Origin of the sequence: Endozoicomonas sp. Mp262, assembly GCF_025643335.1 — a bacterium.
GTDB lineage: Bacteria > Pseudomonadota > Gammaproteobacteria > Pseudomonadales > Endozoicomonadaceae > Endonucleibacter.
In genome coordinates this window covers 4,775,242-4,802,233 of record NZ_CP092489.1, presented here as the reverse complement: position 1 = coordinate 4,802,233, position 26,992 = coordinate 4,775,242, and the positions used below count along the sequence as shown (strand labels likewise).

32 protein-coding genes and 1 pseudogene are annotated in these 26,992 nt (G+C 48.5%); 24 read left to right on the top strand and 9 right to left on the bottom strand.

Annotated features, from left to right (window positions below; translation table 11 throughout):
* The 9 genes from MJ595_RS21360 (at nucleotide 1) to MJ595_RS21320 (ending at nucleotide 7,189) form a co-directional block, all read left to right on the top strand.
* Complete coding sequence (locus MJ595_RS21360) at nucleotides 1–249, top strand: helix-turn-helix domain-containing protein (RefSeq protein WP_263080156.1); 249 nt, start codon at nucleotides 1–3, stop codon at nucleotides 247–249.
* Nucleotides 246–995, top strand: a complete 750-nt coding sequence (locus tag MJ595_RS21355) for a Bro-N domain-containing protein (RefSeq protein WP_263080155.1) — start codon at nucleotides 246–248, stop codon at nucleotides 993–995. Before MJ595_RS21360 ends, MJ595_RS21355 begins: the two co-directional genes overlap by 4 nt.
* Before the next feature lie 64 nt (nucleotides 996–1,059).
* Nucleotides 1,060–3,153 (top strand): AAA family ATPase, encoded by a 2,094-nt coding sequence (locus MJ595_RS21350; protein WP_263080153.1) that lies wholly within the window; start codon nucleotides 1,060–1,062, stop codon nucleotides 3,151–3,153.
* Between the two features lie 280 nt (nucleotides 3,154–3,433).
* Nucleotides 3,434–3,799 carry a DUF6362 family protein gene (locus MJ595_RS21345; protein ID WP_263080152.1) on the top strand — a complete coding sequence of 122 codons (366 nt, stop codon included), beginning with the start codon at nucleotides 3,434–3,436 and terminating at the stop codon, nucleotides 3,797–3,799.
* A gap of 198 nt (nucleotides 3,800–3,997) precedes the next feature.
* Nucleotides 3,998–5,275: a site-specific DNA-methyltransferase gene (locus MJ595_RS21340; protein ID WP_263080150.1), complete on the top strand. Its 1,278-nt coding sequence runs from the start codon at nucleotides 3,998–4,000 to the stop codon at nucleotides 5,273–5,275.
* Nucleotides 5,241–5,516: a hypothetical protein gene (locus tag MJ595_RS21335; RefSeq protein ID WP_263080148.1), complete on the top strand. Its 276-nt coding sequence runs from the start codon at nucleotides 5,241–5,243 to the stop codon at nucleotides 5,514–5,516. The genes MJ595_RS21340 and MJ595_RS21335 overlap by 35 nt, the downstream gene beginning before the upstream one ends.
* Before the next feature lie 3 nt (nucleotides 5,517–5,519).
* On the top strand, nucleotides 5,520–5,957 hold the full coding sequence (locus tag MJ595_RS21330; RefSeq protein ID WP_263080147.1) for an N-acetylmuramoyl-L-alanine amidase: 438 nt from the start codon (nucleotides 5,520–5,522) through the stop codon (nucleotides 5,955–5,957).
* Nucleotides 5,954–6,325, top strand: a complete 372-nt coding sequence (locus MJ595_RS21325; protein WP_263080145.1) for a holin family protein — start codon at nucleotides 5,954–5,956, stop codon at nucleotides 6,323–6,325. Before MJ595_RS21330 ends, MJ595_RS21325 begins: the two co-directional genes overlap by 4 nt.
* 78 nt (nucleotides 6,326–6,403) lie before the next feature.
* A complete protein-coding gene (locus MJ595_RS21320) occupies nucleotides 6,404–7,189 on the top strand; it encodes a hypothetical protein (protein WP_263080144.1) in 786 nt (261 codons plus the stop codon).
* Between the two features lie 150 nt (nucleotides 7,190–7,339).
* On the opposite strand, the gene MJ595_RS21315 is transcribed toward MJ595_RS21320, so the two are convergent.
* The 3 genes from MJ595_RS21315 to MJ595_RS21305 form a co-directional block, all read right to left on the bottom strand.
* Nucleotides 7,340–7,765 carry a DUF393 domain-containing protein gene (locus MJ595_RS21315; protein WP_263080143.1) on the bottom strand — a complete coding sequence of 142 codons (426 nt, stop codon included), beginning with the start codon at nucleotides 7,763–7,765 and terminating at the stop codon, nucleotides 7,340–7,342.
* A 230-nt stretch (nucleotides 7,766–7,995) separates the two neighbouring features.
* Nucleotides 7,996–8,325, bottom strand: a complete 330-nt coding sequence (locus tag MJ595_RS21310) for a hypothetical protein (RefSeq protein ID WP_263080142.1) — start codon at nucleotides 8,323–8,325, stop codon at nucleotides 7,996–7,998.
* Between the two features lie 18 nt (nucleotides 8,326–8,343).
* A complete protein-coding gene (locus MJ595_RS21305) occupies nucleotides 8,344–8,814 on the bottom strand; it encodes a DUF3489 domain-containing protein (RefSeq protein ID WP_263080141.1) in 471 nt (156 codons plus the stop codon).
* A 107-nt stretch (nucleotides 8,815–8,921) separates the two neighbouring features.
* On the opposite strand from MJ595_RS21305, the gene MJ595_RS21300 reads away from it, so the two are divergent.
* The 3 genes and pseudogenes from MJ595_RS21300 to MJ595_RS21290 all read left to right on the top strand — a co-directional run bounded on the left by MJ595_RS21300 (nucleotide 8,922) and on the right by MJ595_RS21290 (nucleotide 11,469).
* Complete coding sequence (locus MJ595_RS21300) at nucleotides 8,922–9,428, top strand: hypothetical protein (RefSeq protein ID WP_263080139.1); 507 nt, start codon at nucleotides 8,922–8,924, stop codon at nucleotides 9,426–9,428.
* Between the two features lie 92 nt (nucleotides 9,429–9,520).
* Nucleotides 9,521–11,281: pseudogene (locus MJ595_RS21295) on the top strand (phage terminase large subunit family protein).
* Nucleotides 11,278–11,469, top strand: a complete 192-nt coding sequence (locus MJ595_RS21290; RefSeq protein ID WP_263080138.1) for a hypothetical protein — start codon at nucleotides 11,278–11,280, stop codon at nucleotides 11,467–11,469. The pseudogene MJ595_RS21295 and the gene MJ595_RS21290 overlap by 4 nt, the downstream one beginning before the upstream one ends.
* Here the strand turns inward: MJ595_RS21290 and MJ595_RS21285 are convergent.
* Nucleotides 11,457–11,789: a hypothetical protein gene (locus tag MJ595_RS21285; protein WP_263080137.1), complete on the bottom strand. Its 333-nt coding sequence runs from the start codon at nucleotides 11,787–11,789 to the stop codon at nucleotides 11,457–11,459. The two genes, MJ595_RS21290 and MJ595_RS21285, sit on opposite strands and share 13 nt — an antisense overlap.
* 126 nt (nucleotides 11,790–11,915) lie before the next feature.
* Between MJ595_RS21285 and MJ595_RS21280 the strand changes: the two genes are divergently transcribed.
* On the top strand, nucleotides 11,916–13,391 hold the full coding sequence (locus tag MJ595_RS21280) for a hypothetical protein (RefSeq protein ID WP_263079044.1): 1,476 nt from the start codon (nucleotides 11,916–11,918) through the stop codon (nucleotides 13,389–13,391).
* Between the two features lie 6 nt (nucleotides 13,392–13,397).
* On the opposite strand, the gene MJ595_RS21275 is transcribed toward MJ595_RS21280, so the two are convergent.
* Complete coding sequence (locus MJ595_RS21275) at nucleotides 13,398–13,961, bottom strand: hypothetical protein (RefSeq protein ID WP_263080135.1); 564 nt, start codon at nucleotides 13,959–13,961, stop codon at nucleotides 13,398–13,400.
* 47 nt (nucleotides 13,962–14,008) lie between these two features.
* On the opposite strand from MJ595_RS21275, the gene MJ595_RS21270 reads away from it, so the two are divergent.
* Genes MJ595_RS21270 through MJ595_RS21235 form a run of 8 tightly spaced genes read left to right on the top strand, consistent with a single transcriptional unit; the run spans nucleotide 14,009 to nucleotide 19,894 of the window.
* The gene (locus tag MJ595_RS21270; protein ID WP_263080134.1) at nucleotides 14,009–15,481 is read left to right on the top strand and encodes a phage portal protein; all 1,473 of its coding nucleotides are present in this window, start codon (nucleotides 14,009–14,011) and stop codon (nucleotides 15,479–15,481) included.
* Nucleotides 15,462–16,454, top strand: coding sequence for a Clp protease ClpP (locus MJ595_RS21265; RefSeq protein ID WP_263080133.1), 993 nt, complete (start codon nucleotides 15,462–15,464; stop codon nucleotides 16,452–16,454). The genes MJ595_RS21270 and MJ595_RS21265 overlap by 20 nt, the downstream gene beginning before the upstream one ends.
* A gap of 15 nt (nucleotides 16,455–16,469) precedes the next feature.
* A complete protein-coding gene (locus tag MJ595_RS21260) occupies nucleotides 16,470–16,850 on the top strand; it encodes a head decoration protein (RefSeq protein WP_263080131.1) in 381 nt (126 codons plus the stop codon).
* The gene (locus tag MJ595_RS21255) at nucleotides 16,847–17,842 is read left to right on the top strand and encodes a major capsid protein (RefSeq protein ID WP_263080129.1); all 996 of its coding nucleotides are present in this window, start codon (nucleotides 16,847–16,849) and stop codon (nucleotides 17,840–17,842) included. Before MJ595_RS21260 ends, MJ595_RS21255 begins: the two co-directional genes overlap by 4 nt.
* Entirely contained in the window at nucleotides 17,827–18,120 is a 294-nt protein-coding gene (locus tag MJ595_RS21250) for a hypothetical protein (protein ID WP_263080128.1), read from the top strand. Before MJ595_RS21255 ends, MJ595_RS21250 begins: the two co-directional genes overlap by 16 nt.
* Nucleotides 18,110–18,730 carry a hypothetical protein gene (locus MJ595_RS21245; RefSeq protein ID WP_263080127.1) on the top strand — a complete coding sequence of 207 codons (621 nt, stop codon included), beginning with the start codon at nucleotides 18,110–18,112 and terminating at the stop codon, nucleotides 18,728–18,730. Before MJ595_RS21250 ends, MJ595_RS21245 begins: the two co-directional genes overlap by 11 nt.
* Nucleotides 18,708–19,118: a hypothetical protein gene (locus MJ595_RS21240; protein WP_263080126.1), complete on the top strand. Its 411-nt coding sequence runs from the start codon at nucleotides 18,708–18,710 to the stop codon at nucleotides 19,116–19,118. The genes MJ595_RS21245 and MJ595_RS21240 overlap by 23 nt, the downstream gene beginning before the upstream one ends.
* Before the next feature lie 32 nt (nucleotides 19,119–19,150).
* Nucleotides 19,151–19,894 (top strand): hypothetical protein, encoded by a 744-nt coding sequence (locus tag MJ595_RS21235; protein ID WP_263080125.1) that lies wholly within the window; start codon nucleotides 19,151–19,153, stop codon nucleotides 19,892–19,894.
* 133 nt (nucleotides 19,895–20,027) lie between these two features.
* Here MJ595_RS21235 and MJ595_RS21230 read toward each other — a convergent pair whose 3' ends face one another.
* A complete protein-coding gene (locus tag MJ595_RS21230; protein WP_263078492.1) occupies nucleotides 20,028–21,353 on the bottom strand; it encodes a transposase in 1,326 nt (441 codons plus the stop codon).
* A gap of 131 nt (nucleotides 21,354–21,484) precedes the next feature.
* Here MJ595_RS21230 and MJ595_RS21225 point away from each other — a divergent pair, with 131 nt between their 5' ends.
* Nucleotides 21,485–21,958, top strand: coding sequence for a hypothetical protein (locus MJ595_RS21225; RefSeq protein ID WP_263080124.1), 474 nt, complete (start codon nucleotides 21,485–21,487; stop codon nucleotides 21,956–21,958).
* A gap of 206 nt (nucleotides 21,959–22,164) precedes the next feature.
* Complete coding sequence (locus tag MJ595_RS21220) at nucleotides 22,165–24,912, top strand: tape measure protein (RefSeq protein WP_263080123.1); 2,748 nt, start codon at nucleotides 22,165–22,167, stop codon at nucleotides 24,910–24,912.
* Between the two features lie 16 nt (nucleotides 24,913–24,928).
* Here the strand turns inward: MJ595_RS21220 and MJ595_RS21215 are convergent, their stop codons facing one another.
* Nucleotides 24,929–25,582, bottom strand: a complete 654-nt coding sequence (locus MJ595_RS21215; RefSeq protein WP_263322427.1) for an IS630 family transposase — start codon at nucleotides 25,580–25,582, stop codon at nucleotides 24,929–24,931.
* Entirely contained in the window at nucleotides 25,504–25,977 is a 474-nt protein-coding gene (locus MJ595_RS21210) for a helix-turn-helix domain-containing protein (protein ID WP_263078037.1), read from the bottom strand. The genes MJ595_RS21215 and MJ595_RS21210 overlap by 79 nt, the downstream gene beginning before the upstream one ends.
* Nucleotides 25,978–26,096: 119 nt before the next feature.
* Between MJ595_RS21210 and MJ595_RS21205 the strand changes: the two genes are divergently transcribed.
* Nucleotides 26,097–26,543: a hypothetical protein gene (locus MJ595_RS21205; RefSeq protein ID WP_263080122.1), complete on the top strand. Its 447-nt coding sequence runs from the start codon at nucleotides 26,097–26,099 to the stop codon at nucleotides 26,541–26,543.
* Here the strand turns inward: MJ595_RS21205 and MJ595_RS21200 are convergent.
* Nucleotides 26,530–26,973, bottom strand: coding sequence for a hypothetical protein (locus tag MJ595_RS21200; RefSeq protein ID WP_263080121.1), 444 nt, complete (start codon nucleotides 26,971–26,973; stop codon nucleotides 26,530–26,532). The two genes, MJ595_RS21205 and MJ595_RS21200, sit on opposite strands and share 14 nt — an antisense overlap.
* Between the last annotated feature and the right edge of the window lie 19 nt (nucleotides 26,974–26,992).

The window sequence follows — 26,992 nt, the reverse complement described above, 5'->3', positions numbered from 1 at the left end:
ATGGCAGTGAAGCATTTGAATGTTCGTGAGCTGTCCCGTCGTTGGGGAATCAAGATAAGGACATTGGAGCGCTGGCGGCACACCGGATTTGGTCCCTGCTTTCTACGCCTGGGTGGACGGGTGATGTACAGGGAGGAGGACATTGAAGAATTTGAACGCCGTCATTGCTATATCAGTACCAGTCAGTCCGTTAATCCAGAACTTGAGCAGGATGATCAACAGCAGAGTCAAAAGGAGATTGATCAATGAAAGCACTTACTGTGTTTAACCATGAGCAGTTTGGCAATATCCGTACCCTGTCTGATGAGGAGGACAATACCTGGTTTGTGGCAAAGGATGTGACGGATGCGTTGGGTTTTCGCGATGCTTATACGGGGATTAAAGGTTTGGACGATGATGAAAAAGGTACTCACATTATGAGTACCTCTGGAGGGGAGCAGCAGGTCAGTATTATCAATGAATCAGGCCTCTATGCCTGCATCCTGAAATCGAGAAAGCCTGAAGCCAAAAAGTTTAAACGCTGGGTCACTCATGATGTATTACCAGGACTCAGAAAAAACGGTTATTACAGCTTGTTAAAGGGTACACCTAATAGGGGTACCCTTCACAACCCTGAGCCTGTTCACCCCGTCAAAGCTTTGGAAGCGGTAACGGATTATTTCAAAGTAACCACCGAAAGCCTGCCCAGTTTGGGAGAACAAGCAAAGCAGGAACTGATGGCAACATTGACCCGCGAAATTATTGGGGTTGAGTGTGTACCACTCCCAAAAGTGCAAGAGAAGTTCTGGACGGCCACAGAGTTAGCCAGTGAGTTTGGTATTTCCGCTCAGAAGCTGGGGCGGGTGGCAAACCAGAACAATCTTAAAAGCGATGACTACGGTGAGTTCCGTATCAGCAAGTCCCCCCATAGCGATAAACAAGTGCAGCAATTTTTCTACAACAGCAAAGGACGTGGAGCCTTGGCCCGGCTGTTATGTAAAAAGCTGACAGAGTGATCGGTCACTGGCCTGTCCGAACCATTGGTCAGGCCTGGCTTCAACACCGCAAAAGGATAACAACATGGTGGAAAATAAATTAGCGTCTGATGAGGTGAAACGACGGCTGGTGGCCCAGCTGCCTGATTACTTACAGTATCTCTTTCCTCAGGGGAAGCGACAGGGCTGTAAATTTAGAGTGGGCAATGTCCATGGGGATAAAGGCCAAAGTCTGGAAGTGGCATTGACCGGAGAAAAGGCCGGGCTTTGGTATGACTTTGCAACAGGCAAGGGTGGGGACATTGTGGATTTAACCGCTGCACAACAGGGGTTAGATACCAGTCGTGACTTTTTATCGGTGATTCGTTTTATGTCTGACTGGCTGGGAGTGGCTCCTGTTGATGCACCGGTTATTGCTCTGCCCAAGCAAGTGTCTTCCCAGTCAGGTTTAGGAAAGCTTGCTGGTCAATGGGATTATTTTGATAGCAATGGTCGGGTAGTGGCTTCGGTTTTTCGCTTTGATACACCAAGTGGTAAAACCTATCGTCCCTGGGATGCTGTCGCCAAACGTTACCAGGCTCCTCCCGTACGACCGCTGTATAACCAGCCTGGTATGCTGAAGGCTAAACGGGTGATTGTGGTTGAAGGTGAAAAAGCAGCACAGGCATTAATTGATCAAGGGCTCTGTGCCACCACAGCCATGAACGGGGCCAAAGCGCCTACTGATAAAACCGACTGGACACCGTTAAACAATAAGCATGTGCTGATCTGGCCCGATAATGATGATCCAGGAAAAGCTTATGCAAAAACAGTGGCCAGTGCCATTGAACAAACCACAGCCTTAACTATTAGCATCATCACACCGCCACCTGATAAACCGGATAAATGGGATGCCGCTGATGCTGTCGAGGAGAAGATGGATATTAAGCGTTGGCTAAAAACGGCTGAGCGTCAGGTGATTCGTTCTGCCGGTTTGCAGTTATCGGATTGGTATGCCAGCAGATATCAGGGAGCAGCGCCGGTACAGGAATATTTGATCGATGGTGTGATGCCTTTGGGTGTCGTCTGTCTTTTGGCCGCTATGGGGGATACCGGTAAAGGTATGTTAACCCTAAAGCTGGCGCTGGAAGTAGCCTGCCAACATGAGCAAACCGTCGATGTTTTGGGGGGACGGGTTGCAAGCCATGGGACATCGGTGATTTTCAGCTCTGAAGATGACCAGGGTGAAATCCATCGACGGTTACAGGCTCTTGATCCTCAGGAACGACGACTGATGTATAGCAATAAGCTGGTGGTGATTCCTTTGCCCAATGCTGGTGGCCCATTTGCAGTCATGAAAAACTCAGCCTCGGGGCCTGTCAGTACTCCGGCTTTTGCAGCCATTGTTAAACAACTCCGGGCCATTGATGATTTAAAGTTGGTGATTTTTGATCCCTTATCATCCTTTGTCCATGCCGATATTAATGCTGACCCCGCAGCGGGCAGTTATCTGACCGGGCAGCTGGCAAACCTGGCTACAGAAACGGGAGCATCGGTGATTCTGGTTCATCATATGCGCAAAGCCATCGGCCAAAAGCCTATCGATAGTCCGGATCAGGCGAGAGATGCCATTCGAGGAACAACGGCGCTGGTGGATGGTGTCCGAATGGCTTATGCCCTATGGCCTGCCTCTGATCAAACCGTGCAGCAGGTATGTACCAGTCTCAACAAAGTCCCTGTTCCTCGCAGCTTTTATCAAGGCGCGGTGGTCAAAGCTAATGGTCTGGTTGATCGTGGTGTGCGCACGTATCAACGCAACCGTATCGGTTTACTGGAAGACCTGACGGCACGTCTTAATGGTTGCAAACCGTCAGAGTATGACTTGTTGGCGAAGCTGGCGGAAGCGGTTCGAACGGCAGCGGAGCAGGGGTATCCATTTACGCATACGGGAGTTAATGGTGTCTTTGCTCAACGTCATCGCTTGCCGGAAGCCTTTCACCACCAGTCCCGGCACAAGCTGGAAAGTCTGGTACAGGAGTTATTGAATGAACGACCGCCGAGGCTGGTCAAGGGGACGATGAAAGGCACCAGAGAGAGTAAATGGCTGGACTCGCCTTTTGGGGATTTTGCCAAAGGTCAGGGTGCGTTTTCCGAGGGTGTTGAGGGTCAGTTCAGAGCAAAAAAAGCGTTTCCAAAATAGGACCGTTTCCGGCGATTTCCGGAAATTGGAGGGGGTTTTGGAAACGGTGCTAAATCGTGGAAATGGTTGTAACCGGCTGAATAGTAACGATTATTTTCAAGTAAAAAGACAATTGTCGCATTTCCAGATTTCCGGAAATTGGGTGCATTTTGGAAACGTTAACTCATTGAAAAATAACCCGTTTCCGGTTTCCACGCCCTCTTATTTATATAAATAAGGGTGGAAAGGTCATTTCCACCCCTATTCAAATAACAAAAACTCCGGCAGGGAGGAGCCCGCTATGACCCCAGAAATTCTTGGACAACGATATCGTGAAGCCTGGTTAGTGGCCCGTCAGGTGCCCGGTCATCAGTCACTGGGTTATTCGAACTATTGGCCAGAGATCAAACCCAATCGATGGGAGATTTATTGTGCCGAAGGTCGTCAGCCAGCAAGAACACCACCGGAAGCCGATGCCGTTGAGCGGATGGTGGAATGCATGCGCTGGTTGCGTTGGCTGGATGAGCACGAACGGGAGCTGATCTGGTTACGGGCATCGGGTATGCCCTGGCGGGTGATTGCAAAACACCTGAAGATGCCCCGGACCACAGTTCACCGCCACTGGCATCGAGCACTGTTGCAGCTGACGTTACGCTTAAATCGATGAGTGTATTTGCGGGCATTTGCGGGTATTTGCGTAAGCCTGAGTAATGCTGCGTAGTCCTGCGTAGGATTCAGAAAAAAAGGGGTGGGACAAAATCGGGGTTTTAGCCCATACTTTTCGATAAGCTCGAAGCAAAGTACATCCAAGCCCCGGCCAGCAAAGGTTCGGGGTTTTTTATTGCCCGTTGGTCAAGGAAGATTCATGTCCAGAGTGCTGGTTGAAACCATCGAACATCGCTCGGTTGAGAGCCTGATTCCCTACGCTCAGAATGCCCGCACTCACTCCGATGAGCAGGTGGGTCAGATTGCCCGCTCCATTGACGAGTTTGGCTTTGTGAATCCGGTGCTGGTGGGCAGTGACGGGGTTTTGGTAGCAGGTCATGGTCGTTTGATGGCAGCGAAGCAGCTGGGGATGACCACGGTTCCGGTCATTGTGCTGGGTCACCTCAGCGAAGCACAACGTCGGGCGCTGGTGATTGCTGATAACCAATTGGCGACGACGGCATCCTGGAACGAAGAGCTGCTATCCAGTGAATTGCAAGCCCTGGCAGACATGGACTTTGATCTGGATATCATGGGGTTTTCTGATGAGGAGCTGGAAGGCTTGCTGCTCACCGACGAACCCGAGGGACAATCCGGTGAGGATGATATTCCTGAACCGGAAGAACAGCCGGTCAGTCAGGCAGGTGATCTCTGGGTGCTGGGCGATCATCGTGTGCTGTGCGGCAGTGCCACTGAACTGGCCGATGTGGAAACCTTGATGGCTGGCCAGCTGGCAGACATGGTGTTCACTGATCCACCCTACAACGTCGATTACGCTAATCCGGAAAAAAATGGCAAAGCCAGAAAAGACCGGCGGATCAAAAACGATAACCTGGGCTCGGAATTTTATGGCTTTCTGCTGGTGGCCATGACTCACCTGCTGGCGGTGTGCAAAGGGGCCATCTACGTTTGCATGTCCTCGTCAGAGCTGGATACCTTGCAGAAAGCCTTTCGGGAAGGCGGTGGTAAATGGTCCACGTTTATCATCTGGGCCAAGAACACCTTCACGCTCGGGCGGGCCGATTATCAACGCCAATACGAACCGATTCTCTACGGCTGGAAAGACGGCAATGATCATTTCTGGTGCGGTGCCAGGGATCAGGGGGATGTCTGGTTTTATAACAAACCGGCCCGTAATGATCTGCACCCGACCATGAAGCCTGTTGAGCTGGTGGAGCGGGCTGTACGCAACTCATCCAAATCACGGGATGTAGTACTGGATTTATTTGGTGGCTCCGGCTCAACCCTGATGGCCTGTGAGAAAGCCCATCGCAGTGCCCGGCTGATGGAGCTTGATCCCCAATACGTCGATGTCATTGTACGCCGCTGGGAGGAGTACACCGGTAAGGAGGCTTACCTTGACAGCTCCCAGCTGACCTTCTCCCAGGAAAGACAAAACCGGCATGGACGAACTCTCCCGGCGACTGGATCAGATTGATTCGAAGCTCGACAAGCTCAGCGATGCCGTCTCTCGCCTGGCCATGATTGAAGAGCGTATCACCCATCAAACCACAAGCCTGGCCCGTCAGGATGAACGGTTGGCCGAGCAGGAAAAACGACTGCGGCAACTGGAATACCAGTCCAGCACGCGGGGTGTGGTGCTGGGTTACATTGAGCGTTTCGGTTGGCTGGTGCTGACCGCCTGTATTGGTTTGTTATCGTACTACCTCAGAGGATGATTCATGCAACGGACAGCAACAACGGTGATTGTGGTGCACTGCTCTGCAACACGGGCCAATCAGGATATCGGTTTTGATGATATCAAGCGCTGGCATATGCTCGAACGAGCGTTTATGGATATTGGTTATCACTGGGTTATTGAGCGTGATGGCACGCTGAAACAGGGAAGAGGCCTGGACGACTGGGGAGCACATTGTCGTGGTGTTAATCATGAAAGTGTTGGGATCTGTCTGGTCGGCGGCCTGGATGCGGAGAGCCAGCCTGAAGATAACTTTACTGTGGCACAAAAAAGAATGCTGAAGATGCTGGTTGCCGGGCTGCATGGCTTGTATGCCGAGGCGAAAGTCAAAGGTCATGCTTCCCTGCGTCCTACCAAAGATTGTCCTTGCTTTGATGTTGCGCAGTGGCTGGATGATGAAGGTCTGGCGGTGCTGCAATGAGCTGGATGAGCGCTATCCCTCTGCTGGGTAAGGTCATCGATAAAGTCTTCCCGGATGCTGAAAACGCTGGGCAGGTCAAAGTGGTGCTGGCTGAAATGATGCTCAACGGCGAGCTGGATAAGCTGGCCAGGCAAGCCGGTGTGATTGAGACAGAAGCCAAGGGAGAGAGTTGGTTGCAGCGCAACTGGCGACCCCTGGTAATGCTGGTCTTTACGGCACTGGTCGTTTGTCGTTGGCTGGGTTGGTCAAGCCCTGAACTGACACCGGAGCTGGAAATGAAACTGTTCTCCATCGTTCAGCTGGGCATTGGCGGTTACATTGCCAGCCGTGGTATGGAGAAAATAATGGGGAATTTTAAGAAGCATTAATATTCCAAAAAAATGGTATTGAATTTTATTGGTTAGCTAATGTTATGTTGTACGTTTATTGGGGTTTAGGAGTTTATAGTGTTTAAAAAGTATAATTTTTTTATATTTGTTTTACTTGTTGTTAATGTCGTTACCGTTAACGCTATGCCCCCAAAAAGTATGGAGCAGTACGCATTTCAAATTGATGGTATGGAAGATGTTACTCCTGATGAACAACAATGGAGTGCTTTTGAGAGGGAGCATGAAGATGTATTAGATGAAGGGTTTAAGCATGGTGTTAATGAAGGAACCAATAATCAATTAGAAAACTTTGATGGTTCTATTGACGATATAATGGCTTCTGTGGGGTTAAATGAAGTTGATGATGTTGAAGGAGTCTGGCCTTTTTGTAGTAGATGTAGACTTTTCCTTCCATCATATATGTTTTTCTTGAAAGCCAGGTGTGTAATGTCTTATGTGCAGTTTAAAATTGGTGAGGATGATAGTGAGGGTTGGGCTGAAATAGGAGAGAAATTAGATGAGGCAAGAAAGTTTATTGATAAAGGCCGGGAGTATAGAGAGTTTTGCATCCGGCAAAAAAGAAACTTTGACTTTAATGAAGATGATTTGATTTTATATTTGGCAGACAGGCAATGTAATTTACTTCAAAGGCAAATAGATAGTAAAAGGCAGACAGGAAAAATGTCTACGCTAGAGCTTGATCAGGAAAGAGTCTCAAAAATAAAGCCTCATAGTTATGAGAGAAAATATTATGACTCCTTTAGGATGCTAATGCCGCAAGACTTTTTGAAAGCTAAAGAAAAATTAGCTGATGATATGAGAAAAACACATGATCAAAGAGAGCGTAGGCCAAAGAAAAAATAAAATGCTATTTGTAGCATTCTTCTGGGGACCCTGGGGCCTTGTGCCAAGTGCGGGTATGCCCGACCGCGGAGTTTCGCTAGCGACAGGGTGAAAATCGGGGTTGACACTGGTTGACAGTTGTAGGTCTAACCGCTTTAAACTCCAGCGTTTTTAGTTTTTGTCAGGCGCTTGTGGTTGACATGGAATGTCACCCATGTACGGCCCCAGCTTTGATGAAAGCCAGTGCCTGTTCCGGGCAAATGTCTTATAGGTACAGGTTGCCACATCTGAAAAGAGTGGCCAGGTCAGTGGTGTTAACAGCCAGCCCTTACCGACAGCCTCCCAGGCTGATACAGTGGCATCAACCCCCTTGACTATTTTTCCGTTGCTCCACTGGGCATGCAAAGTGTTATCGAGTGCATCAACATCTAAATGAGGATAGTGTTGGGCAAAGTCAGCTTGCTTTATGTCAACAAAGCGGAGTCGCTTTCGGTTGTTTTTCGATTGCAGCCAATGCACTTCCTTCATACACAAGGGGCAGGAGCCATCGTAAAACAGAGTGACAGGGAATGAGATATCTTTCCTGCTGATAGTCATAGAATTCCCTCATGAGCAACGGTACTCACTTTTTACGTAGCTTATGCCGGGTAAGATCATGGGGTTGTAGTTATACACAAAAACAGTGACTTATCTACACTGGTTAAAAAACAAACAGTAATCTTTTAAATCTATTTTCCTCGGGGTGTTGATTACTTCTTAACCGTTTATTCACCGAGTTATCCACTGATTTCCTGAGTGACTCAAGTTTTTCTTTGTGCTTCCGACGGTTACAGTGGCTGTGTCGGCCAACAGTTATTATCGAAGCAGTAGAGGGTAGAAATCTTTGCACTTCTGGCCAGACTCAGGAGCTCCCGTTGGCTCCTGGCAAATTTAACCTGATGGTCCATGCGGTTCTCTCCCCAGTCCCGATGCATAGCGGTGGCTTTCGGCCCAGCAACACTGTGCAGGTTACCCAGCTCTACAAGAAAAATGGCTTTGTGCAAAGGGGAGTGCCATCGGTTCAGGTGGCTGAGGGTGTGTTGGTCCGGATGAAAAAGCTTGCAGGTCATAAAGTGGCGGCTACTCAGTTTCACCGCCAGTAGAATGGGATTATGCATTTTGCTATCCGTTGATGATCAAAGGGTTTCCAGCCCTGCGGTAATCCGGTAAATGCGGTCTTTGCCTTCCGGTTTTTCTGAGTCAATGGTCAGCCCCAGTCGTTTTTTCAGGGCTCCGGCCAGGGTGCCTCTGACGGTATGCTGCTGCCATCCGGTTTCCCGCATAATTTCAAAAATGGCAGCGCCTTCGGGTCGGCTGAGTAACTCAATGACTCTGTGCAGCTTGGTGCCGGTTCTGATTTTACCTAAAGGTTTGCTTTCTGGTTCTTCTGCACCGATAGCCTGCCGACCCTCCGGGGTGAGGGCGTAATCCTGCCATTGGTCATTACGCTTGATGATTTTGATTAGCTGTTTGTTTAGCAGGCTTTCCAGCACTTTTTTCCGGGGTGCGCCTTTCAGGGGAAGATCATCTGCGGTGAAGGTACCTTTGTCATGGCCCAGTTGCAGGACGTTTTTCTGGCTGTCGCTAAGGGTTGTTTTTTTCATCATATGCTCCTTGGTTATCATTGTTCGGGCTACTTACATACAGGCTCAGTGTTGGCCACTTAGCAAGTTATTCAGGGGAATAAATCCAAGGATTCCGGACGGAGCAGGTCATGGCCGGAGAGTGGTTGACACAGGCCGAATTTGCCCGCCAGAACGGCTGGTCCCGGCAATATGTGAACAAACTGGTAAAACAGGGCCGGATCAAGGTAAAAGGCGGCAGAATCGACCCTGTGGCGGCTAAAAAGGCGATAGAGGAACTGGCCGAGCCATCCGCTGCATTGCGCCAGAGTAACCCTTCTCGGGGCGAGGTGATCGCCAGTACCAGCTACCCGGTAGATAATCGTAAAGCCGTGGATTTCGCCTCCGCCCGCACCATGCGCGAAGCCTTCCGGGCCAAGATGGCGAAGATGGAGTATGAGGAAAAGGCAGGCAAGCTCACGGATGCTTCGAAGGTACGCGAGGATGCCTTCCGGGCAGGGCGGATTATTCGGGATGCGTTGTTAGGTATTCCTGACCGGTTAGCAGACATTCTGGCTGCTGAGCAAGATCCGCGGCAGGTGCGGCAGCTTCTGGAAGAGGAACTGGAAATGATTCTCTCGGATATAAGCCACGGATGAGCTCTCCTTACCTTGATGGTTTTTTTGCCGGACTTAAACCGGATACACGACTAACGGTTTCTGAGTGGGCGGACAAGTACCGTATCTTGCCCATGAAGTCAGCAAAGGAAGCTGGCAAGTGGCGGACGGCTAGAACGCCGTATCTGCAAGAGATTATGGATTGTCTCTCTCCTTCGTCACCAGTTGAAAAAGTCGTGTTTATGAAAGGCGCACAGGTAGGCGGCACTGAATGCGGCAATAACTGGTTGGGCTACGTCGTCCACCATACTCCCGGTCCGATGATGTATGTGCTGCCTACTCTGGATATGGCCAAGCGAACCTCCAAGCAGCGTATTGCACCGATGATTGAGGAAATGCCTATCTTGCGGGAGCGGGTAAAAGATCCCCGGTCCAGGGATTCCGGCAATACTCAAATGGTGAAGGAGTTTCCCAACGGTGTCCTGATTATCACCGGAGCCAACTCAGCCACCGGCCTGCGCTCCATGCCTGCGAGGTTTCTGTTTCTGGATGAAGTGGATGCCTATGACGATGATGTGGATGGGGAGGGCAGCCCCATTAATCTGGCCATCAAGCGAACCGCGACGTTTTCCCGCAACCGCAAAATATTGATGGTCTCCACACCGAATATTGCCGGGGCCAGCAAAATAGAAGCGGCTTATGAAGCCAGTGATCAGCGTCAATACCATGTGCCGTGTGTTCAGTGTAATCATCTTCAGCCCATTGAATGGCAGCAGATTCGCTTTGAGGACAATGATCCGGATACCGCTTGCTTTGAATGTATCCGCTGCAGCCACCGGATGCAGGAGCATGATAAGCCAAAGTTGCTGACCAATGGTCAGTGGGTCGCAATGAATCCTGACGCTGATGGCAAGGTCCGTGGTTATCATCTCAGTTCTCTCTACAGTCCTAACGGCTGGTACAGCTGGGCCAATGCCGTCGAGGATTTTTTAGCAGCGAAAGCTGATCCGGTGTTATTGAAAGACTGGACCAATACGGTACTCGGCCAAACCTGGCAGGAAGTCGGAGAAACCGTTGATTATGAACTGCTCTACCAACGTCGTGAACATTACCCGGCAGAGGTCCCCTGGCATGCTGAAGTACTCACTTGTGGCATCGATGTCCAGGATGACCGTATTGAGTATGAGGTAGTGGGCTGGGGAGCAGGCGAAGAAAGTTGGTCTATTGATTATATTCGCCTCTATGGTGATCTTTCCCGACCGGACATCTGGAGCATTCTGGCAGATAAGCTGCGCAAACCCTATCGGCGGCAGGACGGGGTGTTAATGAATCTGGCACAGATTTGTATGGACTCTGGTGGCCATTACACCGATGAGGTTTATGCCTTTTCCCGCAAGCAGGGTGCCGACTGGTTAATCCCAATCAAGGGGGCTTCCCAGGCAGGTAAACCCATCGCGACGTTTCCGAAAACGCGCAATAAAAAAGGGGTGTATCTCACCCTGGTGGGAACAGATACGGCAAAAGAAGTCATTTAACAGCGCTACCGCATCCTGGAACCCGGCAATGGCTATTGTCACTGGCCCGTCAAAGAGTGTTTTGATGAAGACTATTTCAAACAGGCCACCGCCGAAGAAAAGGTTCGAAAATATAAAAAGGGAGTACCTTATTTTGAATGGGATGCCCGTAAAAAACGCAATGAAGCCCTCGACTGTCGGGTCTATGCCTTTACGGCAGTGCGTATTTTACAACAGCATCGGGGACTGGAACTGGATGCCCTGACCGCACAGCGCCCAGCTCCGGAACTGATAATAGATGAAGAACAAAGCACTGAGCCGGAACCCATGATGCCCCGGCCTCGCCGACGAACCCGCAGTACTTACCTGGATCGATCATGATTACTCCAACTGAATACCAAGCGCTCAAGCGTGCAGTACTGTTGCGTCAGACCAAAACGGTAGAGTTTGAAGGCCAAAAAGTGGAGTACAGCAGCTTTGCTGAAATGGAACGTCGGTTGCAGGCCATTGAGCGTGAAATGATCAAACAGCAAAAACGACCAAGGCAGTACGGTATCTATTCAACTTGAATATTATTTAAAGACAGGGTGTTATCTGATTCAGAGATCCTTGATCGATATACAATAATTACGCTTAGCACGGCACCTGAAATAACTCCAGCGATAATAATAGTGGGACAAGCAACTCCTGTTACAGATGGATTTGTAAAGACTCCTGCATTAAATAAGTGGACAATAAAGTCAGCAATAATGGTAGCAGCTGTACCACAAGCACTTGCACCAATCAAAATGGGGCGAACATAGGGACGAATGCTCTCAGGAATACATCGAGTTAAGCAATGAATCGATTTGTATACACATGAACTTATTTTTTTTAATGGCCACCACACTCCTGAGTGTGTTTGTTCATTTGGGTGAAAGTCTCAAATTGACCGAGCTTCTTCAGCTTGCCAACCGGGGAAAGTAGTAGGCAGCTATTTTTTCAATGCTTAAACAGAAGGCAGCCAATCACAGGTATGATGTTGATAGCACACAACACCTTGCCAGTGAGAGGCCGCCCCATGGAAGTATGTCAGCTACGGACTGAAGCCGCCACCATTTCTTGTGATGCGATTCAACGGTTAGGCCACCAATTGCAGGCTCTGCGAGAGTCTGGCAATCCTATCAGGCACTTTGAAGAGTTTGAGCAGACCGTTAATGCTCTCTTTAATCAAGCTCAGCAAGATTTTTTAGCAGAGGCGCTGGCTGAGCTTGATATTGATACCCCAGCTATTGAGGTCAGCGGGATCACTTATAAGCAGGTGTTGCGCAGTTATAAAACCTACCAGACAGCGGTTGGTTCAGTCCGGGTTATGCGAACACTTTACCGTAACGGCAAAGAGCCGTGTATCGTGCCCATGGAGTTGAAAGCCGGGATCGTGGAAGGCTTCTGGACGCCTCGGGCTGCAAAGCAAGCTGCCTGGGTTGTTGCTCAAATGTCTCCCGGTGAAGCAAAAAGCCTCCTTGATCTCATGGGAGGTATGTCTCCCTCAGAAAGCAGTCTTGCTCGTTTCCCCAGGCAATTTAATACTCAGTGGGAACAGCACCGTGAGCCTTTTGAAGAGATGCTTATTGAGAAACTTAACGTGCCCACCAATGCGGTCACAGTAGCCGCCTCCCTGGATGGCGTTATGCTGCCCATGAAAGATGGCAAACGAGTAGAAAAGCGAGCCAGGAGCGCTTCTGAAGGCAAACGGACTCAAGGGCCAACAGGTTGCAAGGAGGCCAGTTGCGGAACTTTGTCGTTTTACGATCAACAGGGGGAGCGTTTATCAACAGTCCGCATAGGACGAATGCCAGAAACTAAAAAACTCACACTCAAGCAGTCTTTGTCAGCACTATTGCAAGAAGCGTTGCGACAAAAGCCACAGCTGTCACTGGTCAAAGTCGCTGATGGCGCCAAGGACAACTGGTCATACCTTTCCCAGGAACTACCAGCGGGTGTTGAGGTTATTGATTACTACCACGCAGCCGATCACCTGAAGAAAGCATTTGACCAGGCTTATGGAGAAAACAGCATCAAGTCCAAAGAAAAGTTTGTCACTTACCGACACGTCCTAAAAGAGGAACTCGATGGGGTTGAGCGCATTATTAAAGCCCTGGCTTATCAGCATAAAAAGCATCCGCGCCGCTCAAAATTAAAGACCGAGCTGGAGTATTTCAGAAAAAATCGCCAGCGTATGCGCTATGCTGAACACTTGTCGAATAACCTTCCGATCGGCTCTGGTGTGGTAGAGGCAGCCTGTAAAACCTTGGTTACCCAGCGGATGAAGTGCTCAGGTATGCGCTGGCGAAATCCGGGTGGTCAGGGCGTATTGACGCTTCGGTCATTAGTTCAGAGCCACTGGTTTGAAAATGGCTGGAAGTTATTTGCTGCAACTTATTGCGGGAAAGTCACCAAGGCTGCTACAAGCAATGTCATACCATTCCCAGAGAAAGGTGGCAGTGTTTAGTTGTGGTCAATATGAGACTTTCACCCGTTCATTTTCTATCTTTTCGCCGCAATCATAAAAACCATTTACTACACCGGTCACTACAGCAACAGGTAATGCCGAAGCTGCATAAGTGTGCCACTCAAAATAACCAAGTTTGTCGGCTAATATAGTTGCTGCTGCAGCATGAACGAAGGCTCGAGAGCCAATTACTTGGATACATTCAAACGATTTAATGTTTCTTCTAGAGCTAAGAACGGATGGGTTTAATATTTCGTCCAGCATACTAATTGATGATCGAGAGAGTGAGTTAGCTAAATGGATAATTGTGGACTCAGAGCTTTTCTCATCTGATTGGGTATAACTTGTGATAGGTATAGGCTCAACTACAGCAATAAATGGCTCGCTCGATGTCGATGAACTCTGAAAGGCAGGCATGCTATTTGAGCGTTTCAACAAAGCATTAACGCTTTTTTCTTTGAGTAAAGCGCTGTACATGTGGTTGGCAGAAGCCTCATTGTCCATAGCTACCACAGGAAAGCTGATGATAAAGATGAGGGCAAAAAGCATATTAAATACTAAGTACTTCACGTTTTGTCCTCATGAGGAATGCAAAAGCTATGGGTGTGCAGCGCTTTTTGTCGAAAATATTAGGCAAAGTAATTAATAATCAAGTATACACCTCTGCCGGGCATAGCCGACGCAGTCGTGGTTGGCATGCGCCTGCTACCGGTCCCAATACCGCATTGACCGGTAATCTGGGTACTTTGATTCATCGTTCACGAGCCGCGATTCGTAATGATCCCTGGGCCGCCTCGGGCCTGGATAAACTGGTCGCGAATATTGTCGGTACCGGCATCAAGCCAAAATCTGAAGCCAGCAGTGACCGGTTTCGCAAAAAGCTGCAGACCCTGTTTCTGGATTGGACCGATGAGTCCGATGCCGATGGCCAGCTGGATTTTTATGGCCAGCAAGCGTTAGCGGCTCGGTCGATGTTGGAAGCCGGAGAAGTTTTTGCCCGGTTACGACTGCGCCAGCCCGGCGATGGTTTAACGGTTCCATTGCAGGTGCAATTACTGGAAGCAGAGTTTGTACCCTGGGATTATCAGGATGACCTGAGCAATGGTCATAAAATTCGTGCCGGGATTGAATTGAATGCCATCGGTCAGCGGGTGGCCTACTGGATGTACAAGCACCATCCTGCCGATCACGCCACCTTAGATACCACCGGTTTGCATCGGGTACCGGCAGAACAGGTACTGCATTTATACGAGCCGTTAAGACCGGGTCAGCTCCGGGGACAGCCACTGTTAACCCAGGTGCTGTTGCGGATGTTTCATCTGGACAAGTTTGATGATGCGACGTTGCTCAGACAGGAAATCGCTAATCTGTTTACCGGCTTTATCACTAAACCGGCCCCGGAGCAGGAGAAGGTCGATCCACTGACCGGCAGACCGATTGTTTATGATTTGCAGGGCGTACCGATGGTGGCCATGGAGCCAGGCACCATGCAGGAGTTATCGCCGGGAGAAGAGATTACCTTCAATACCCCGCCGGGGGCAGCGAGTAATTACCCGGATTTTATCCGTCAGCAGCTAATGGCCGTTGCTGCCGGGATTGGTTTGCCCTATGAGGTGCTGTCCGGGGATATGAAAGGCGTCAGTGATCGGGCATTACGGGTAGTGCTCAATGAGTTTCGTCGACGGGTGCAGCAGCTTCAGCATAATCAGTTGATTTTCCAATTGTGTCGTCCGGTGTGGCAGCGCTGGCTGGATCTTGCGGTATTAAGTGGTGCGCTCCATGCACCGGGCTATCACAGGAAAAAAAGCGATTACCGCCGGGTGAAGTGGATTCCTCAGGGTTGGCCTTATATGCACCCGGTTCAGGATATGCAGGCACAAACCCTGGCCGTACGAGGTGGCTTCAAATCCCGTTCGGAAGTGGTCTCTGAGCAAGGTTATGACAGTGAGCAGATCGATGATGAAATTGCAGCGGATAATCGTCGGGCCGATGAGCTGGATCTTCAGTATGACAGTGATGCCCGAGTGAGCACACCAACAACCCCCTCCACGGAACAGGAGTCAGATAATAATGAGCGTCCCCACCCCTAAAAAGAATACGGCCTGGTTTACCCTGAAAAATCAGGCAGGCCAACCGGCAGAATTACTGATTTATGATGTGATTGGTGACTGGGCCGGGCTATCTGCCCGTGAGCTGGTCAGTACCCTGAAAAATATCGACAGTGACAGTATAACGGTGCGTATCAACAGCCCCGGTGGCTCGGTGTTTGATGGCATAGCCATTTACAACGCGCTTCGTTATCACCCAGCCACCGTCAATGTGCGGATTGAAGGCATGGCCGCCAGTATTGCCAGTGTGATTGCCATGGCCGGGGACACCATCACCATGGCAGAAAATGCCCTGATGATGATTCACAACCCGTTCGGTTGGGTAGGCGGTGGGGCAGAAGAAATGCGTAAAGTGGCTGACCTGTTAGATAAAACCACCGAGGTGATTGCCAACACCTACTGCCATCATTGCGAACATGAGCCAGAAACCATCAAGCAGATGATGCAGGAAGAAACCTGGTTCACTGCTGAAGAGGCGAAAACGAATGGTCTGGTGGATAGCATCGACAGCCCAGTGACCCTGGCAGCCCATTTTGATTTATCCGGGTTTAGAAAAGCCCCGGCAGTCACTCCCCCTCCTGCTGCCAGTGTTATCACACCGGATAATACCCATGCCCTGGCCATTATGCGCCTGTGTAATCAAGCAGGGTATCCTGAGCTGGCCGAAGGGTTTGTCGAAAAACAGCTCGGTTTGGAAGCAGCCAAACAACGGCTGGAAGCGTGTGAGGTGATTCAGTCCCTGTGTGCCGCTGCTCACTGCCCGGAGCGGGCTAAGGCGTTTATCCAGTCCGGTAAAACAGAAGACGATGTTCGCAAAGCCCTGTTTGATCAGTTAACCAGGGATGATATCAGCATTGATAACACCCTGAACCCGCAACAACAAACCCAGCCTACTCAACCCCTGTTGGATACTCAGTCCATCTACCGCAAACGAAATCAGTCCACCGCTCCCTAACATAAGGAAACCACTATGCCTGTGCAAACCGAGCCGGTTCATACCGGCGAATTCATTGTGTCTGAAGGAAATAACAGTATCAGCCGGGAGTGTGTCGCACTGGTTGCGGAGTTGACCCTGCTGCCGGGCACAGTGCTTGGTAAAGAAACCGCAACGGGCACTTATGGGCCACTGGATCTCACCGCTGATAACGGTTTGCAGGTAGCGGTGGGTATCCTTTGGGATCATGAGCGTACCGGCAGTACTGGCAAAGAGGGGGTGATCATTGCCCGTCTGGCAGAAGTCGATGAGCGATTATTGATCTGGCCCGCAGCGATTACCGAAGAACAACAGGCAGCGGCTGTTGAAGCGTTGAAAGCAGTGGACATTATCTTACGACAGGGAGAGCAACCATGAGTTTGCTGGATATATTTAATGATGATGCCTTCAGTCTGACCAGCCTGACGGCAACCATCAATGATCAGCCCTATAAACCGGGGCGTATTGGTTCATTGGGCCTGTTTGCTGAAAGCGGCATTAACACCACGACGGTGGTGGTTGAATCGCGCAATGGCGAGTTGATCCTGCTGTCAACGGCTGAGCGGGGTGCGCCTGCACCTCAGGCCAAAGGCCGTAAGCGACAGGTGCGCAGCTTTGTGATTCCCCATATTCCCTACGATGCCACCGTTGTTGCCGATGAGGTGCGCAATGTGCGGGCGTTTGGCTCAGAAAGTGCCCTGGAAGGGGTAAAGACGGTGGTCAATCAACGGCTGGCGGATATGAATGCCAACCATGAAGTGACTCTGGAGCATTTACGCCTTGGAGCGATCAAAGGGCAGATTCTGGATGGGGATGGCAGCACCATTATCTACGACCTGTTCCAGGAGTTTGGGGTACAGCAGCAAACCCATACCTACAAGTTTACTGATGAGCTGACCGATGTGCGCATTGAGTCTGTCAAGCTGCGCCGAAAAGTCGATAAAGCCCTGGGTGCACAACCTTATTCAGGGTTAAGAGCGTTTTGCGGCACCGACTTTTACGATGGGTTGGTGGGGCATCCTTATGTCAAAGAAGCCTACCTGCGTTTTCAGGACAGTGCTCTTTTACGCAATGATCCCAAGGCCGGTTTTCGCTTTGGCGATATTGACTGGGAAGAGTATCGGGGGCAGGTGGGTGATATGCCGTTTATCAAACCGGATGAAGCCTATGTGATTCCAGAAGGTACCAGCATCTTTAAAACCTGGTTTGCTCCGGCAGATTTTATTGAGACGGTCAACACCATCGGCTTACCCCGCTATGCCAAACAGAAAGTGTTGGATTTTGATAAAGGAGTGCAGCTGCACACGCAATCCAATCCACTGCCTATCTGTTTGAAGCCCCGTGCGGTGATCAAATGCAAGATGAGTTAAAGGCGCTGGGGGAAGCAGTGCAGGCCACCTGGGGTGTGCCTGTGACCATTAACCATGGGAGTGGCGAGTCGGTCAGTTGCTACGGCATTGTACGTTCAACCCTGGAGCCGGTTAACGGGTTTGATCAGGTGATGCAATGCGTGACCACAGTCCGGCTGGCTCGCCATATTGTCCTGCGTCGAGGTGATCAGGTGATTCGTGATGGGCAAACCTGGCGAGTGGATCGAAAGCTAAAAGACGATGGCCAGTTTGTGACCTGGAATCTCCATGAGCAGTGACAGCTATACCCTCTGGATTGATGGAGAACTGGAACGATTACAAGGTGAGTTTGCCCAGGCTCCGGACAAGGTCAGCAAAGCGGTTCATCGGGCCATGCGCAAGTTGTCCAACTATGCAGAACGGCAGGTATTAAGGGCGATCAGCCGTGCCCACCCGATTACCCAGAAGCAGCTAAAAAAACTCAGAAGGTTGAAGGTTAAACTCTATACCCCCAGTTATGGTCCCTCGGGCAATGTGGTGGTCAACGCCTACACACTGGGTATTTTTGTCGGTACCAATGAGATTGCAGCGCATTATTACGGCAAACCCCAGCGGATGGCGAAAGGCGTTAAAACCGGCAGACTATTCTGGCAGGGAGCCTTTATTGTACCGCGCTTAACAGGCGATGGTGCTCAGGTATTTCAGCGTAAAAAAGAATGGCGTCATCGGTATGTGCGCTCTCGTCGCCAGGGACGCATGATGTGGATGGGGTTGCCCATTAAACTGGAGAAGAACAGCTTTCATGACGATGCGGCGCGGGCATTAAAGGACATTGAGCCATCACTTGAACAACGTTACATCACCCTGGTGAAGCAGGAGCTCCATTATGCCTTCCATATTGAGTCCTGAAGCCATCATTGTTGATGCCATTACCGGTCAGTTGGCTACTGTGATAGACAATGTGCGCCTCGGTTATTCAGCCACGGGCATCGATAATGGCGATCAGTTTCCGGTGATTCTGGTGCAGCTGGAGACATTGCGTGAAATCAATCGCCAGGGTAGCAAAGCCCGCTATCAGTTCTCATTTATCATCAGCGTAGCCGTCAAAACACAGGCTGAGACCACCCTGGAATTATTGCGGTATGCCCGGCAGGTGAGGGAGGTCTTCCCCCTGAACGAAAAACTCTGCCCGGCGTCTATTAAACACAGCCTCAGCGAAACCGAATTTGATATAGCCCCTGGCCACAGTCAGTTGTCCTTTGCGGATATCACCTTGACGGTGGAAGCCATTCTTTAAATTCCCTCAAAACACCAACAAGGATTGTTTATATGAGCCTACAAGAACGTAGTTTTATTGGTGCGGGTCAGATTCATATCCAGCCCTATGATAAAAGCGCGCCTTTATTGCCCATTGGCAACGTCAGTGAGTTTACTTTCAGTTTTGAAGAAGATCGGAAAGAGTTAAAAAATTATCTGGGTGGTGGCGGCAATCGTAATGTCCTCAGCCGGGTTTCGGGTGTGACTGCTTCTTTAAATGCCCATGATTTTACCTCAGACAATCTTGCTTTAGCCCTTCGCGCTGGCATTGAAAGTGTGGCGGTTACCCCGGTGGTTGATGAAGAGCAGGCTTCGTTTGGTATTGCCGATGAACTGATCCCTTTCGATAAGCTGCCCGATAGCAGTCAATCCATTACCGTCAAAGACTCCCTGGATACAGTACTCACCGAAGGGGATGATTATGTCCGGGTTGCCAGTGGCATCAAGGTGGTTGATGGCGGTGGTATTGATAATCAGGGCGTCAAAGTCAGCTATACGCCGGTGGCTGCCAGTATGGTGCAGGCGCTGGTGAATTCGGGTAAAGAGTTTGTGTTGTTTATGGAGGGCTTGAATGATGCCCAGGAAGGCAGCCCGTTTAATATCCGGGTTCACCGGGTGAAATTTAGCCCGGTGCAAAACCTGGGCTTTATCAGTGATGACTTTGCCAATATTACCCTGCAACTGGATGTACTGGCAGATACCACTATCAGCGGCAATGGCTTAAGTCAGTTTATGCAGATTGATTTAGCAGGATGATCGACTATAAGCTTAACTTTAGAGTTAGTATGACATGAACGTTTGGTTATATTTTAAAAATTGTGTGCAAAAATACATCCAAACGTTTTTTCAGATTCGGTATTATTCTTGATTATTGCGTTGTTGCCGCTATTTATGCCGCTTTTTTCTTTTCTTTGACTATTCCGTCAGTCAAACTATTAAAATTGAACTCATATTTTTGGCTATATCGGTTCCAGCCCTCACGAATAGGTAATCTGGGGATAATTCCTGCGAGTGCAAATCTTAGCATGCCAGCGGTGGTTGTATCCTGATCCCGCCAAGGAATCCTTGAAATGCCCACGCTTGCTTGATTTTTACAGACGGTCAACAGTTGCAATAATGCGTATCCAGCCATCTTCAGATGCATCCACCGCAACAGAGTTCTCAGCTTTTGCTGCCATAACTGGCGGCAACCAAATGAATGTTTAATTTGCTGAAACATGGGTTCAACCGGCCATCTTTTCGCATAAATACGAAGGATGTCTATACCTTCAAGTCCAGTATTGGTTGCAATGAATATACGGCTTTCTGTCAGTCCTTTATCATTTTCAAACCGACCCCAGACAACCCGAACCTTGCGGCCTTTCAGGAAGCGAGCCCGACATACCCGGGTGCGATAACGTATCTTTCGAAATCTGCCGTATATTCTTACGGTTGTTTGATATTCCGGTAGCTTCTCCACTTCCGGGGGCGTCATTTTGATGCCATACTTTTTGGGTCGCCCACGTTTTTTTGCAGTGGACTCCAACGGTAAGGCATACAATGCCCGGTTTAACGGGATTTGCCCTACTACTTCATAGCCCATTTCCAGAACGGGTTGCATTAGCGTCCAGTTCATATACCAACAGTCTGTCAGCAAGCGCAGTCCTTGCACCTTCACCTCTTGCCTCACTACTTTTAGCATGGCAACAGCGATTTTTAGCTTACTGGCATTGCCTGAAGCAGGAGATGGAAAGGAAAGCACAGGGATGGCAGTAAATACTTCATCTTTAGCCCGCTCAAATACAACAGCCAGGGATACCCAGCATTGTCCCCAGATATACGTTGGCCGGTTCCTTTTTTTACTGTGCTGGTGATGGGTTCGGCAAGCGGGAGCCTTGTCAGAAAAACGCTCCACCACCCAATCATCAAGACCAATGTTGATAAGTTCACCCCGTGGTACTTTTGAGCATACCAGCTGAATGAGCCGGCATGCGAGGCTCCTCCACCGCCACTTGCCTTGAGAGAGCCAATGGTGGTAACTGCTCCATACGCATTGAAAGTTATTAATAGATAACAGCGCCTGAGTGACAAAGCCTTGCCCGGATAGCATGCAGCCAAAAAGAAGTTCGCAGAACGTAGGTACTGCTGTTGGGGATAGCGCTGAAGCAAGAAACGTTGTATATAAGGCAAGCTCCCGGAGGATCTCTTTATGATCTGAAGTGAGCATAGCAACCATCTTTGTATTTTGTTTGGAGATGGTTGCTATTAACCGATTTCAGATGAAAATCGTACTATTGTTCTTTGGTAACTCTAAAGTCGAGGACTATAAGTAGAGTTCATATTTTTGTTGAGTTCGCTGGAATCCTCATGAAAAACAAACTATTTCCATTTTTTTTCTTAATGGTTTTTTATATCCCTTGCTTTGGAGATGAGGTAATTTTTGAAATAGTTGAAGGAAAAACTGTCATTCAAACAATGGATATTCCTGATGGTAATTATGGGATTTTATTACTGATAAAAGATAAAGAAAAACTTAAAGAAGGTGGCAATAATCAGTGGCTTCAAAATGTTCAGTACGTTTTTAATGCTGGAGATATTGTATCATATAAAGAAAAAGAAGAAGAATTTCCCAATAGCTTCAGCGGTTTAATTTCAGAATCAACTGAAGACGGTAATGTATTAGTGCTGCGTATCGATGCACAGTGTATTTCAGAAAATGATTTGACAGATGATGATTTACTATCAGTTTCTTACGTTGAAAGTGCTACGAGTGTTGGGTCAGTTAATTTCAATGGTATTGTGACAGGTTTAAAGAAAAAAGAGCTTGATTCGCATAATTAACCGTAACATAGGTAACTATTATCTCCTCAATCAAACAATCTGCAATCCAGCTGGTTTTAAAGGCGAGGGATGCCCTGTCTCGCCCGGTTAGCCAGTCGGCCTCATCCCTTGAAAAACTCAGGGAAGAAGCTCGCCAGCTAAAAACCAGACTGTCTGACCTGCAACAACAGGACAAGCTGTTATCGTCTTTTAAAAGTCAGACTCAGGTGGTGCGGGATGCAGGCAAAGCCTATCGGGAGGCAGAGGAAAAGATTGAACGGCTGGCGAGGGAGTATAGCAATGCTGATAAGCCTTCCCGCCAGATGCAGCGGTCATTAGAGGCGGCCAGAAAATCAGTTATTGCGGCTAACCAGTCCTATCAGAAACAGCGGGAGAAACTGGGTCAGTTACGCAATGGCTTAAAAGATGCAGGTCTTTCCAATCGAAACCTGACGGCACAGCAAAATAAATTACAGAAGGAGCTCAAACAAACCAGTACAGCTTTTGAAACCCTAAATAGCCGGGTAAAAAGCACTGCCCGCAATATCAAAAACCAGTCGTTCAGCAAGTTATCAAAAGATGCAGACCGGGCATCAGGTAGCCTGCAACGGTTATCAGGGCGCTTTGCGGCACTAGTCGGTGCAACCGTTGGGCTTTATGGTTTGAAGCGAGCCATTAGCGGATTACTGGCAACCGGCGATCAATTTGAACGTCTGCGGGTGCAGCTTAATGCCGTGATGGGTTCCGTTGAGCAGGGTGAAGCGGCAGTTCAGTGGATTAAGCAATTCACACGGGACACTCCCTATCAGCTTGGGCAAGTAGCCGAATCCTTTGTCCGCCTGAAAGCTTTTGGCCTTGATCCTATGGATGGCACCATGCAGGCCATTGTCGACCAGGCATCCAAGCTCGGCGGTGGCATGGAACGGCTGAACGGTATCACCTTAGCCGTGGGTCAGGCATGGGCGAAACAAAAGTTGCAAGGTGAGGAAATCTTGCAGTTAGTGGAACGGGGTGTGCCGGTCTGGTCATTGCTGGAAAAGGCCACCGGTAAAAATGTCCAGGAACTTCAAAAGCTCTCCACCGCAGGCAAGCTCGGCCAGGAAACCATCAAACTGCTGATTGATGAAATTGGTAAAAGTGCGGCGGGTTCAGCAGCGGATAATATGAGCCTGCTATCCGGCTATGTCAGTAATCTGAAAGACAGCTGGCAGAATTTTCTTGATGAAGTGGCTCAAAGCGGGGCGCTGGATTACGCCAAGGCTCAGTTAAAAGCCATGGCTGAACAAATAGCCCGAATGAGTGATGATGGTCGTCTGTCCAAACTGGCGCAGTCGGTCAGCAATGCCTTTGTCCAGATGGGTGAGGCCATCAAAGCCAACTTTGCCGGGATTACTTTTGATGACGTGGTCACAAGGGTAAAAAGTGCCAGCGATACTATTAGCTCAACACTGGCCGGGCTTAATAAAGCCTTCACCTTAACCGGTAATGGCCTCAAGCTGTTTTTTAATGGCTTTACCCTGTCTGTTAAAGCCTTCGGCTTGGCGGTGAGTTCGGTCTTCAGTCAGGCGGCAAAAGGGGCTGAACAGTTGTTCTCATTGCTTAAAGCCGATGAGCTGGCAGCCAGAGCAGCAGAAATACAGGCTGCCATGCAAGCTATGGGTGACCAGTTTGCTGATGAAATAAAGCAGGATGCGGAGGATATACAGGCAGCCTTTGGCGGTATCACTGAAGCCTTCACTGCAACCAACCAGCAGGCACAACAGGCGGTTCGTACTGAAAGCAAAGCAACCACTGAAACAATAAAGCAGGATCAGGCCGATGTTCAGGAAAGCCTGGAAGAGACAGCTGCAACCGCTAAAAATTCTTTTGCTGATATTTCACAAGCCCTGAAAGCCATCAATAGTGCAGAAACAAAAGCTGAGCTGGCTGATATGGGTGTGGTACTGGTTCAGAGTTTCCAGCAAGGCATTCTAACCCAACAGGATTACAACAAGGCATTAGCAGCCAGCCAGAAAAAAATGGCGGAGCTGACAGAAGAAACAGAGCAGGCTTCACAGGCTACTGATGATTTTGGTAGCGCTGCAAAAAATGCAGCCAGTCAGCAATGGGCTATAGGCAAGGAGGCTGGTTCCGTAGCAGAGGTATTATCCAATTATTACTCAGGATTAACTAACGAGCTGGGTGAAATGAGTGCGGCGGCGCTGGATGCGTTTGAATCAATGCAGGGAGTGGATGATAGCCGGACCAATCACGCTCAGGATGATATTGCCAGTCTGAAAGAGCAGCTTGCAGCCGCACAGAATGAAGCCCAAAAACTGGCAGACACTATCTCGGCTGATCCAACAGGTATTGATAACTGGCTAAAAAATACCGGAGCCAATGTCGCTTATATAAAGACGCAGTTTCTTGAGCAGAAAATCACCCTGACTGAGTTAATGCAGGCTTACAGGGAAGGGCGGATTAGTATGGAGGCCTTTATTAGTCAGGGGAAAGCATTTGCATCGACAATGAATCTGCTGGATCAACAAAGCCTGGAGCAGCTTAACCAGTCAATCCAGCAGGCCGAGGCTGGAATGGAAAGATTAGCAGATAGCAGCAAAAGCACACTGGAAAGTCTGCAAAATGAACTGGATAGATTGCAGGGTAAAAACGAGCAAATAGAAAAACGACAGTTTCAGGCCCGGCAGCGGGATTTGCAAAGCCAATTAGCCGAGGCCAGGGCCAGCGGTGATAACAACTCTCAAAAAAATATCCAGCAAGCTCTTAACCTTAATCGCCAAATTTATGATGAAAAACGAAGGCAGGATGCCCGTCAGCAACGGCAAGAACAGTCTGCCACTGTTACACCACTACCAAAGCAGAAAAGCCCGGCAAATAAAACACCCGATAAAGTGATCCGTTTTGAATATCCGGGCGGTAATGTCCAGGTGGGTATTGACCCAAGGGATGAAAGTAAGTTGCTAAGTAGTGTATAGATTGCTTTCGAATAATTTAACCATCCAGTCGGACAGTATTAGAAAATGAGATCATATACTCCTCTCCAAATGAAAAAAGCACCCGTTCAACTTCTTTTTCAAATTCCGCAAAGCTCTTGATTGACAAGAGGTTGAGCCATTCATACTTTATTTTCCTCCACAGGATTTCAATCAGGTTGAGCTCAGGTGAATATGTTGGCAGAAAGCAGACCAGCAATTTCTTTTCAATCATCCAGTCATCAATTCTGGCACAAAACTTTTTGCTGGTGTGAATGCTGGCATTATCCACCATAACTACCGTGTAACGATCATTTGAGCTGTATTTTTCATCTGCCATTTTCTCTGCAAAGTCATCAAAGGCCGCAATCACCGTATCGCTATTCACTGAACCCACAACAGGATAATGAAATAGCTCACAGCTTCGGTTCATAAACCCCAGTACGTTGATGCGTTTACTTTTGACTGATGGTATTCTGAGCTGCTTTCCTTTTTCCTGCCAACCGTATGGCACACAAGGTTCCTGGGTAAAGCCGGACTCATCAAAATAAAATAAATTGATTAACCCTTTGCTCTCGGCTTCCTGGGCATCTTTCAGAGCAGTTTTACAGTCATGGAATTGCTCTTCGTCCCGTTTATGTTTGCATGATTTACGGAGTCTTTTGTAAACCAGCCCTGCTTTTTTACAATGTTTGCCAGAGTAATTTTTGATGAAGATTTACCGGTTTCATCCTCGATCTTGGATTTGACATACGATAAGCGACGAGGCTCTTCAGCCACTAATTCTTTTATGCGTTGCACTTCGGATTCGTCATATATGCACGGCCTACCGCCACCATGCCCCTTGTACAAGGCACGAATACCATATTCTTCCCAATCATCAATCCACTGAGAAGCAGTTTGATATCTAATTTCAAGTATTTCGGCAATTTGCTCAAGGGTAAAGCCACGATTGCTCAATAAAAGGCTATGGGCTCTTTCCCTTATACATCTCAGAGGTCCGTAGTGTTTGGCGAATTTCAAAGTTAATAAAACAGCTTCATCAGTGATTGTAGTGACGTACTTCATAGGGAGAGGGATTTAAAGACCAGTACTCTCTTTATAATAGAGTAAATGTATCATTCAATAGCTATCTGATCGTTAGATCAAGAAGTAGATTTCTCGTACTGGCCGAACATCCAGTTTATTTGAAACCAAACTATGACCTACTTAGATGCTCTGAAACAGGCTGGGATGAGGTCGATCTGATGACACTGGATGGTATTGAACTGCCTGATGATCTGCTCTGGGTTGATGAATTTGACTGGAACCCGGTGGCTCAGGATATTGAACGCAGTCTGACCGGGGCGCTGATGGTGCAGGAGCAACCTAAACTGCATGGCAGGCCGATTACCTTAACCGGTGGTGATGAGGCAGGCTGGGTGACCAGGGGCACTGTTTTGGAATTAATGAGCTTGGTAAAAAATACTAATGAAACGATGATGCTGACTTTGTTTGATGGAAGAGAGTTTAGTGTTGTTTGGGATCGAGCAAGTAGAGGTCCTATGAAGGCTCAGCCAGTTTTTCCATTGGTGTTCTGGGAGTTAGAAAGTTTTTATAAGGTTGTAATTAATTTAATAACTATCTATCAATAGGCTCGAGATCTATACCATCAGAATAATAATATTTTGTGTTTTTTTTGGAATCTAGATGTGTAAAAGAAATTCTTGCATCTGATTTACCTTTCTCTACGAGCATAGAAAAGCTTTGTATGATTTTTGCATCTTGTCGCCTTATTTTCTGTCTGTCAGAAATGGGTATCATCATTGAATGTGTGTCTGTTAATAGAAAAAGATGAAAAACTGGAGGGGAGGTTGCTCTTCTTCCGATCATTCCACTTATGAAATATGAAGAACTACCTTCTAATTCAGTGATTTCAAGAGGTGGCATAGGATTTCCATCACTATCTTTTAGAACTATTTTACTTTCACTAGATTCATTCCGCTCAAAAGTTACAGCAATACTTTTTCCAAAGAAAAATATGGATAGGAGTAAAGCGATTGAATAAAAAGAAACCTCTTTCATAACTCCCAATAACCGAGCA

What these genes read in the sequence shown, in the direction of transcription:
- MJ595_RS21360 (WP_263080156.1), top strand. Translation starts at nt 1, where the DNA reads ATGGCAGTGAAGCATTTGAATGTTCGTGAGCTGTCCCGTCGTTGGGGA.
- MJ595_RS21355 (WP_263080155.1), top strand. Translation starts at nt 246, where the DNA reads ATGAAAGCACTTACTGTGTTTAACCATGAGCAGTTTGGCAATATCCGT.
- MJ595_RS21350 (WP_263080153.1), top strand. Translation starts at nt 1,060, where the DNA reads ATGGTGGAAAATAAATTAGCGTCTGATGAGGTGAAACGACGGCTGGTG.
- MJ595_RS21345 (WP_263080152.1), top strand. Translation starts at nt 3,434, where the DNA reads ATGACCCCAGAAATTCTTGGACAACGATATCGTGAAGCCTGGTTAGTG.
- MJ595_RS21340 (WP_263080150.1), top strand. Translation starts at nt 3,998, where the DNA reads ATGTCCAGAGTGCTGGTTGAAACCATCGAACATCGCTCGGTTGAGAGC.
- MJ595_RS21335 (WP_263080148.1), top strand. Translation starts at nt 5,241, where the DNA reads ATGGACGAACTCTCCCGGCGACTGGATCAGATTGATTCGAAGCTCGAC.
- MJ595_RS21330 (WP_263080147.1), top strand. Translation starts at nt 5,520, where the DNA reads ATGCAACGGACAGCAACAACGGTGATTGTGGTGCACTGCTCTGCAACA.
- MJ595_RS21325 (WP_263080145.1), top strand. Translation starts at nt 5,954, where the DNA reads ATGAGCTGGATGAGCGCTATCCCTCTGCTGGGTAAGGTCATCGATAAA.
- MJ595_RS21315 (WP_263080143.1), bottom strand. Translation starts at nt 7,765, where the DNA reads ATGACTATCAGCAGGAAAGATATCTCATTCCCTGTCACTCTGTTTTAC.
- MJ595_RS21310 (WP_263080142.1), bottom strand. Translation starts at nt 8,325, where the DNA reads ATGCATAATCCCATTCTACTGGCGGTGAAACTGAGTAGCCGCCACTTT.
- MJ595_RS21305 (WP_263080141.1), bottom strand. Translation starts at nt 8,814, where the DNA reads ATGATGAAAAAAACAACCCTTAGCGACAGCCAGAAAAACGTCCTGCAA.
- MJ595_RS21300 (WP_263080139.1), top strand. Translation starts at nt 8,922, where the DNA reads ATGGCCGGAGAGTGGTTGACACAGGCCGAATTTGCCCGCCAGAACGGC.
- MJ595_RS21290 (WP_263080138.1), top strand. Translation starts at nt 11,278, where the DNA reads ATGATTACTCCAACTGAATACCAAGCGCTCAAGCGTGCAGTACTGTTG.
- MJ595_RS21280 (WP_263079044.1), top strand. Translation starts at nt 11,916, where the DNA reads ATGATGTTGATAGCACACAACACCTTGCCAGTGAGAGGCCGCCCCATG.
- MJ595_RS21265 (WP_263080133.1), top strand. Translation starts at nt 15,462, where the DNA reads ATGAGCGTCCCCACCCCTAAAAAGAATACGGCCTGGTTTACCCTGAAA.
- MJ595_RS21260 (WP_263080131.1), top strand. Translation starts at nt 16,470, where the DNA reads ATGCCTGTGCAAACCGAGCCGGTTCATACCGGCGAATTCATTGTGTCT.
- MJ595_RS21255 (WP_263080129.1), top strand. Translation starts at nt 16,847, where the DNA reads ATGAGTTTGCTGGATATATTTAATGATGATGCCTTCAGTCTGACCAGC.
- MJ595_RS21250 (WP_263080128.1), top strand. Translation starts at nt 17,827, where the DNA reads ATGCAAGATGAGTTAAAGGCGCTGGGGGAAGCAGTGCAGGCCACCTGG.
- MJ595_RS21245 (WP_263080127.1), top strand. Translation starts at nt 18,110, where the DNA reads ATGAGCAGTGACAGCTATACCCTCTGGATTGATGGAGAACTGGAACGA.
- MJ595_RS21240 (WP_263080126.1), top strand. Translation starts at nt 18,708, where the DNA reads ATGCCTTCCATATTGAGTCCTGAAGCCATCATTGTTGATGCCATTACC.
- MJ595_RS21235 (WP_263080125.1), top strand. Translation starts at nt 19,151, where the DNA reads ATGAGCCTACAAGAACGTAGTTTTATTGGTGCGGGTCAGATTCATATC.
- MJ595_RS21230 (WP_263078492.1), bottom strand. Translation starts at nt 21,353, where the DNA reads ATGGTTGCTATGCTCACTTCAGATCATAAAGAGATCCTCCGGGAGCTT.
- MJ595_RS21225 (WP_263080124.1), top strand. Translation starts at nt 21,485, where the DNA reads ATGAAAAACAAACTATTTCCATTTTTTTTCTTAATGGTTTTTTATATC.
- MJ595_RS21210 (WP_263078037.1), bottom strand. Translation starts at nt 25,977, where the DNA reads ATGAAGTACGTCACTACAATCACTGATGAAGCTGTTTTATTAACTTTG.
- MJ595_RS21200 (WP_263080121.1), bottom strand. Translation starts at nt 26,973, where the DNA reads ATGAAAGAGGTTTCTTTTTATTCAATCGCTTTACTCCTATCCATATTT.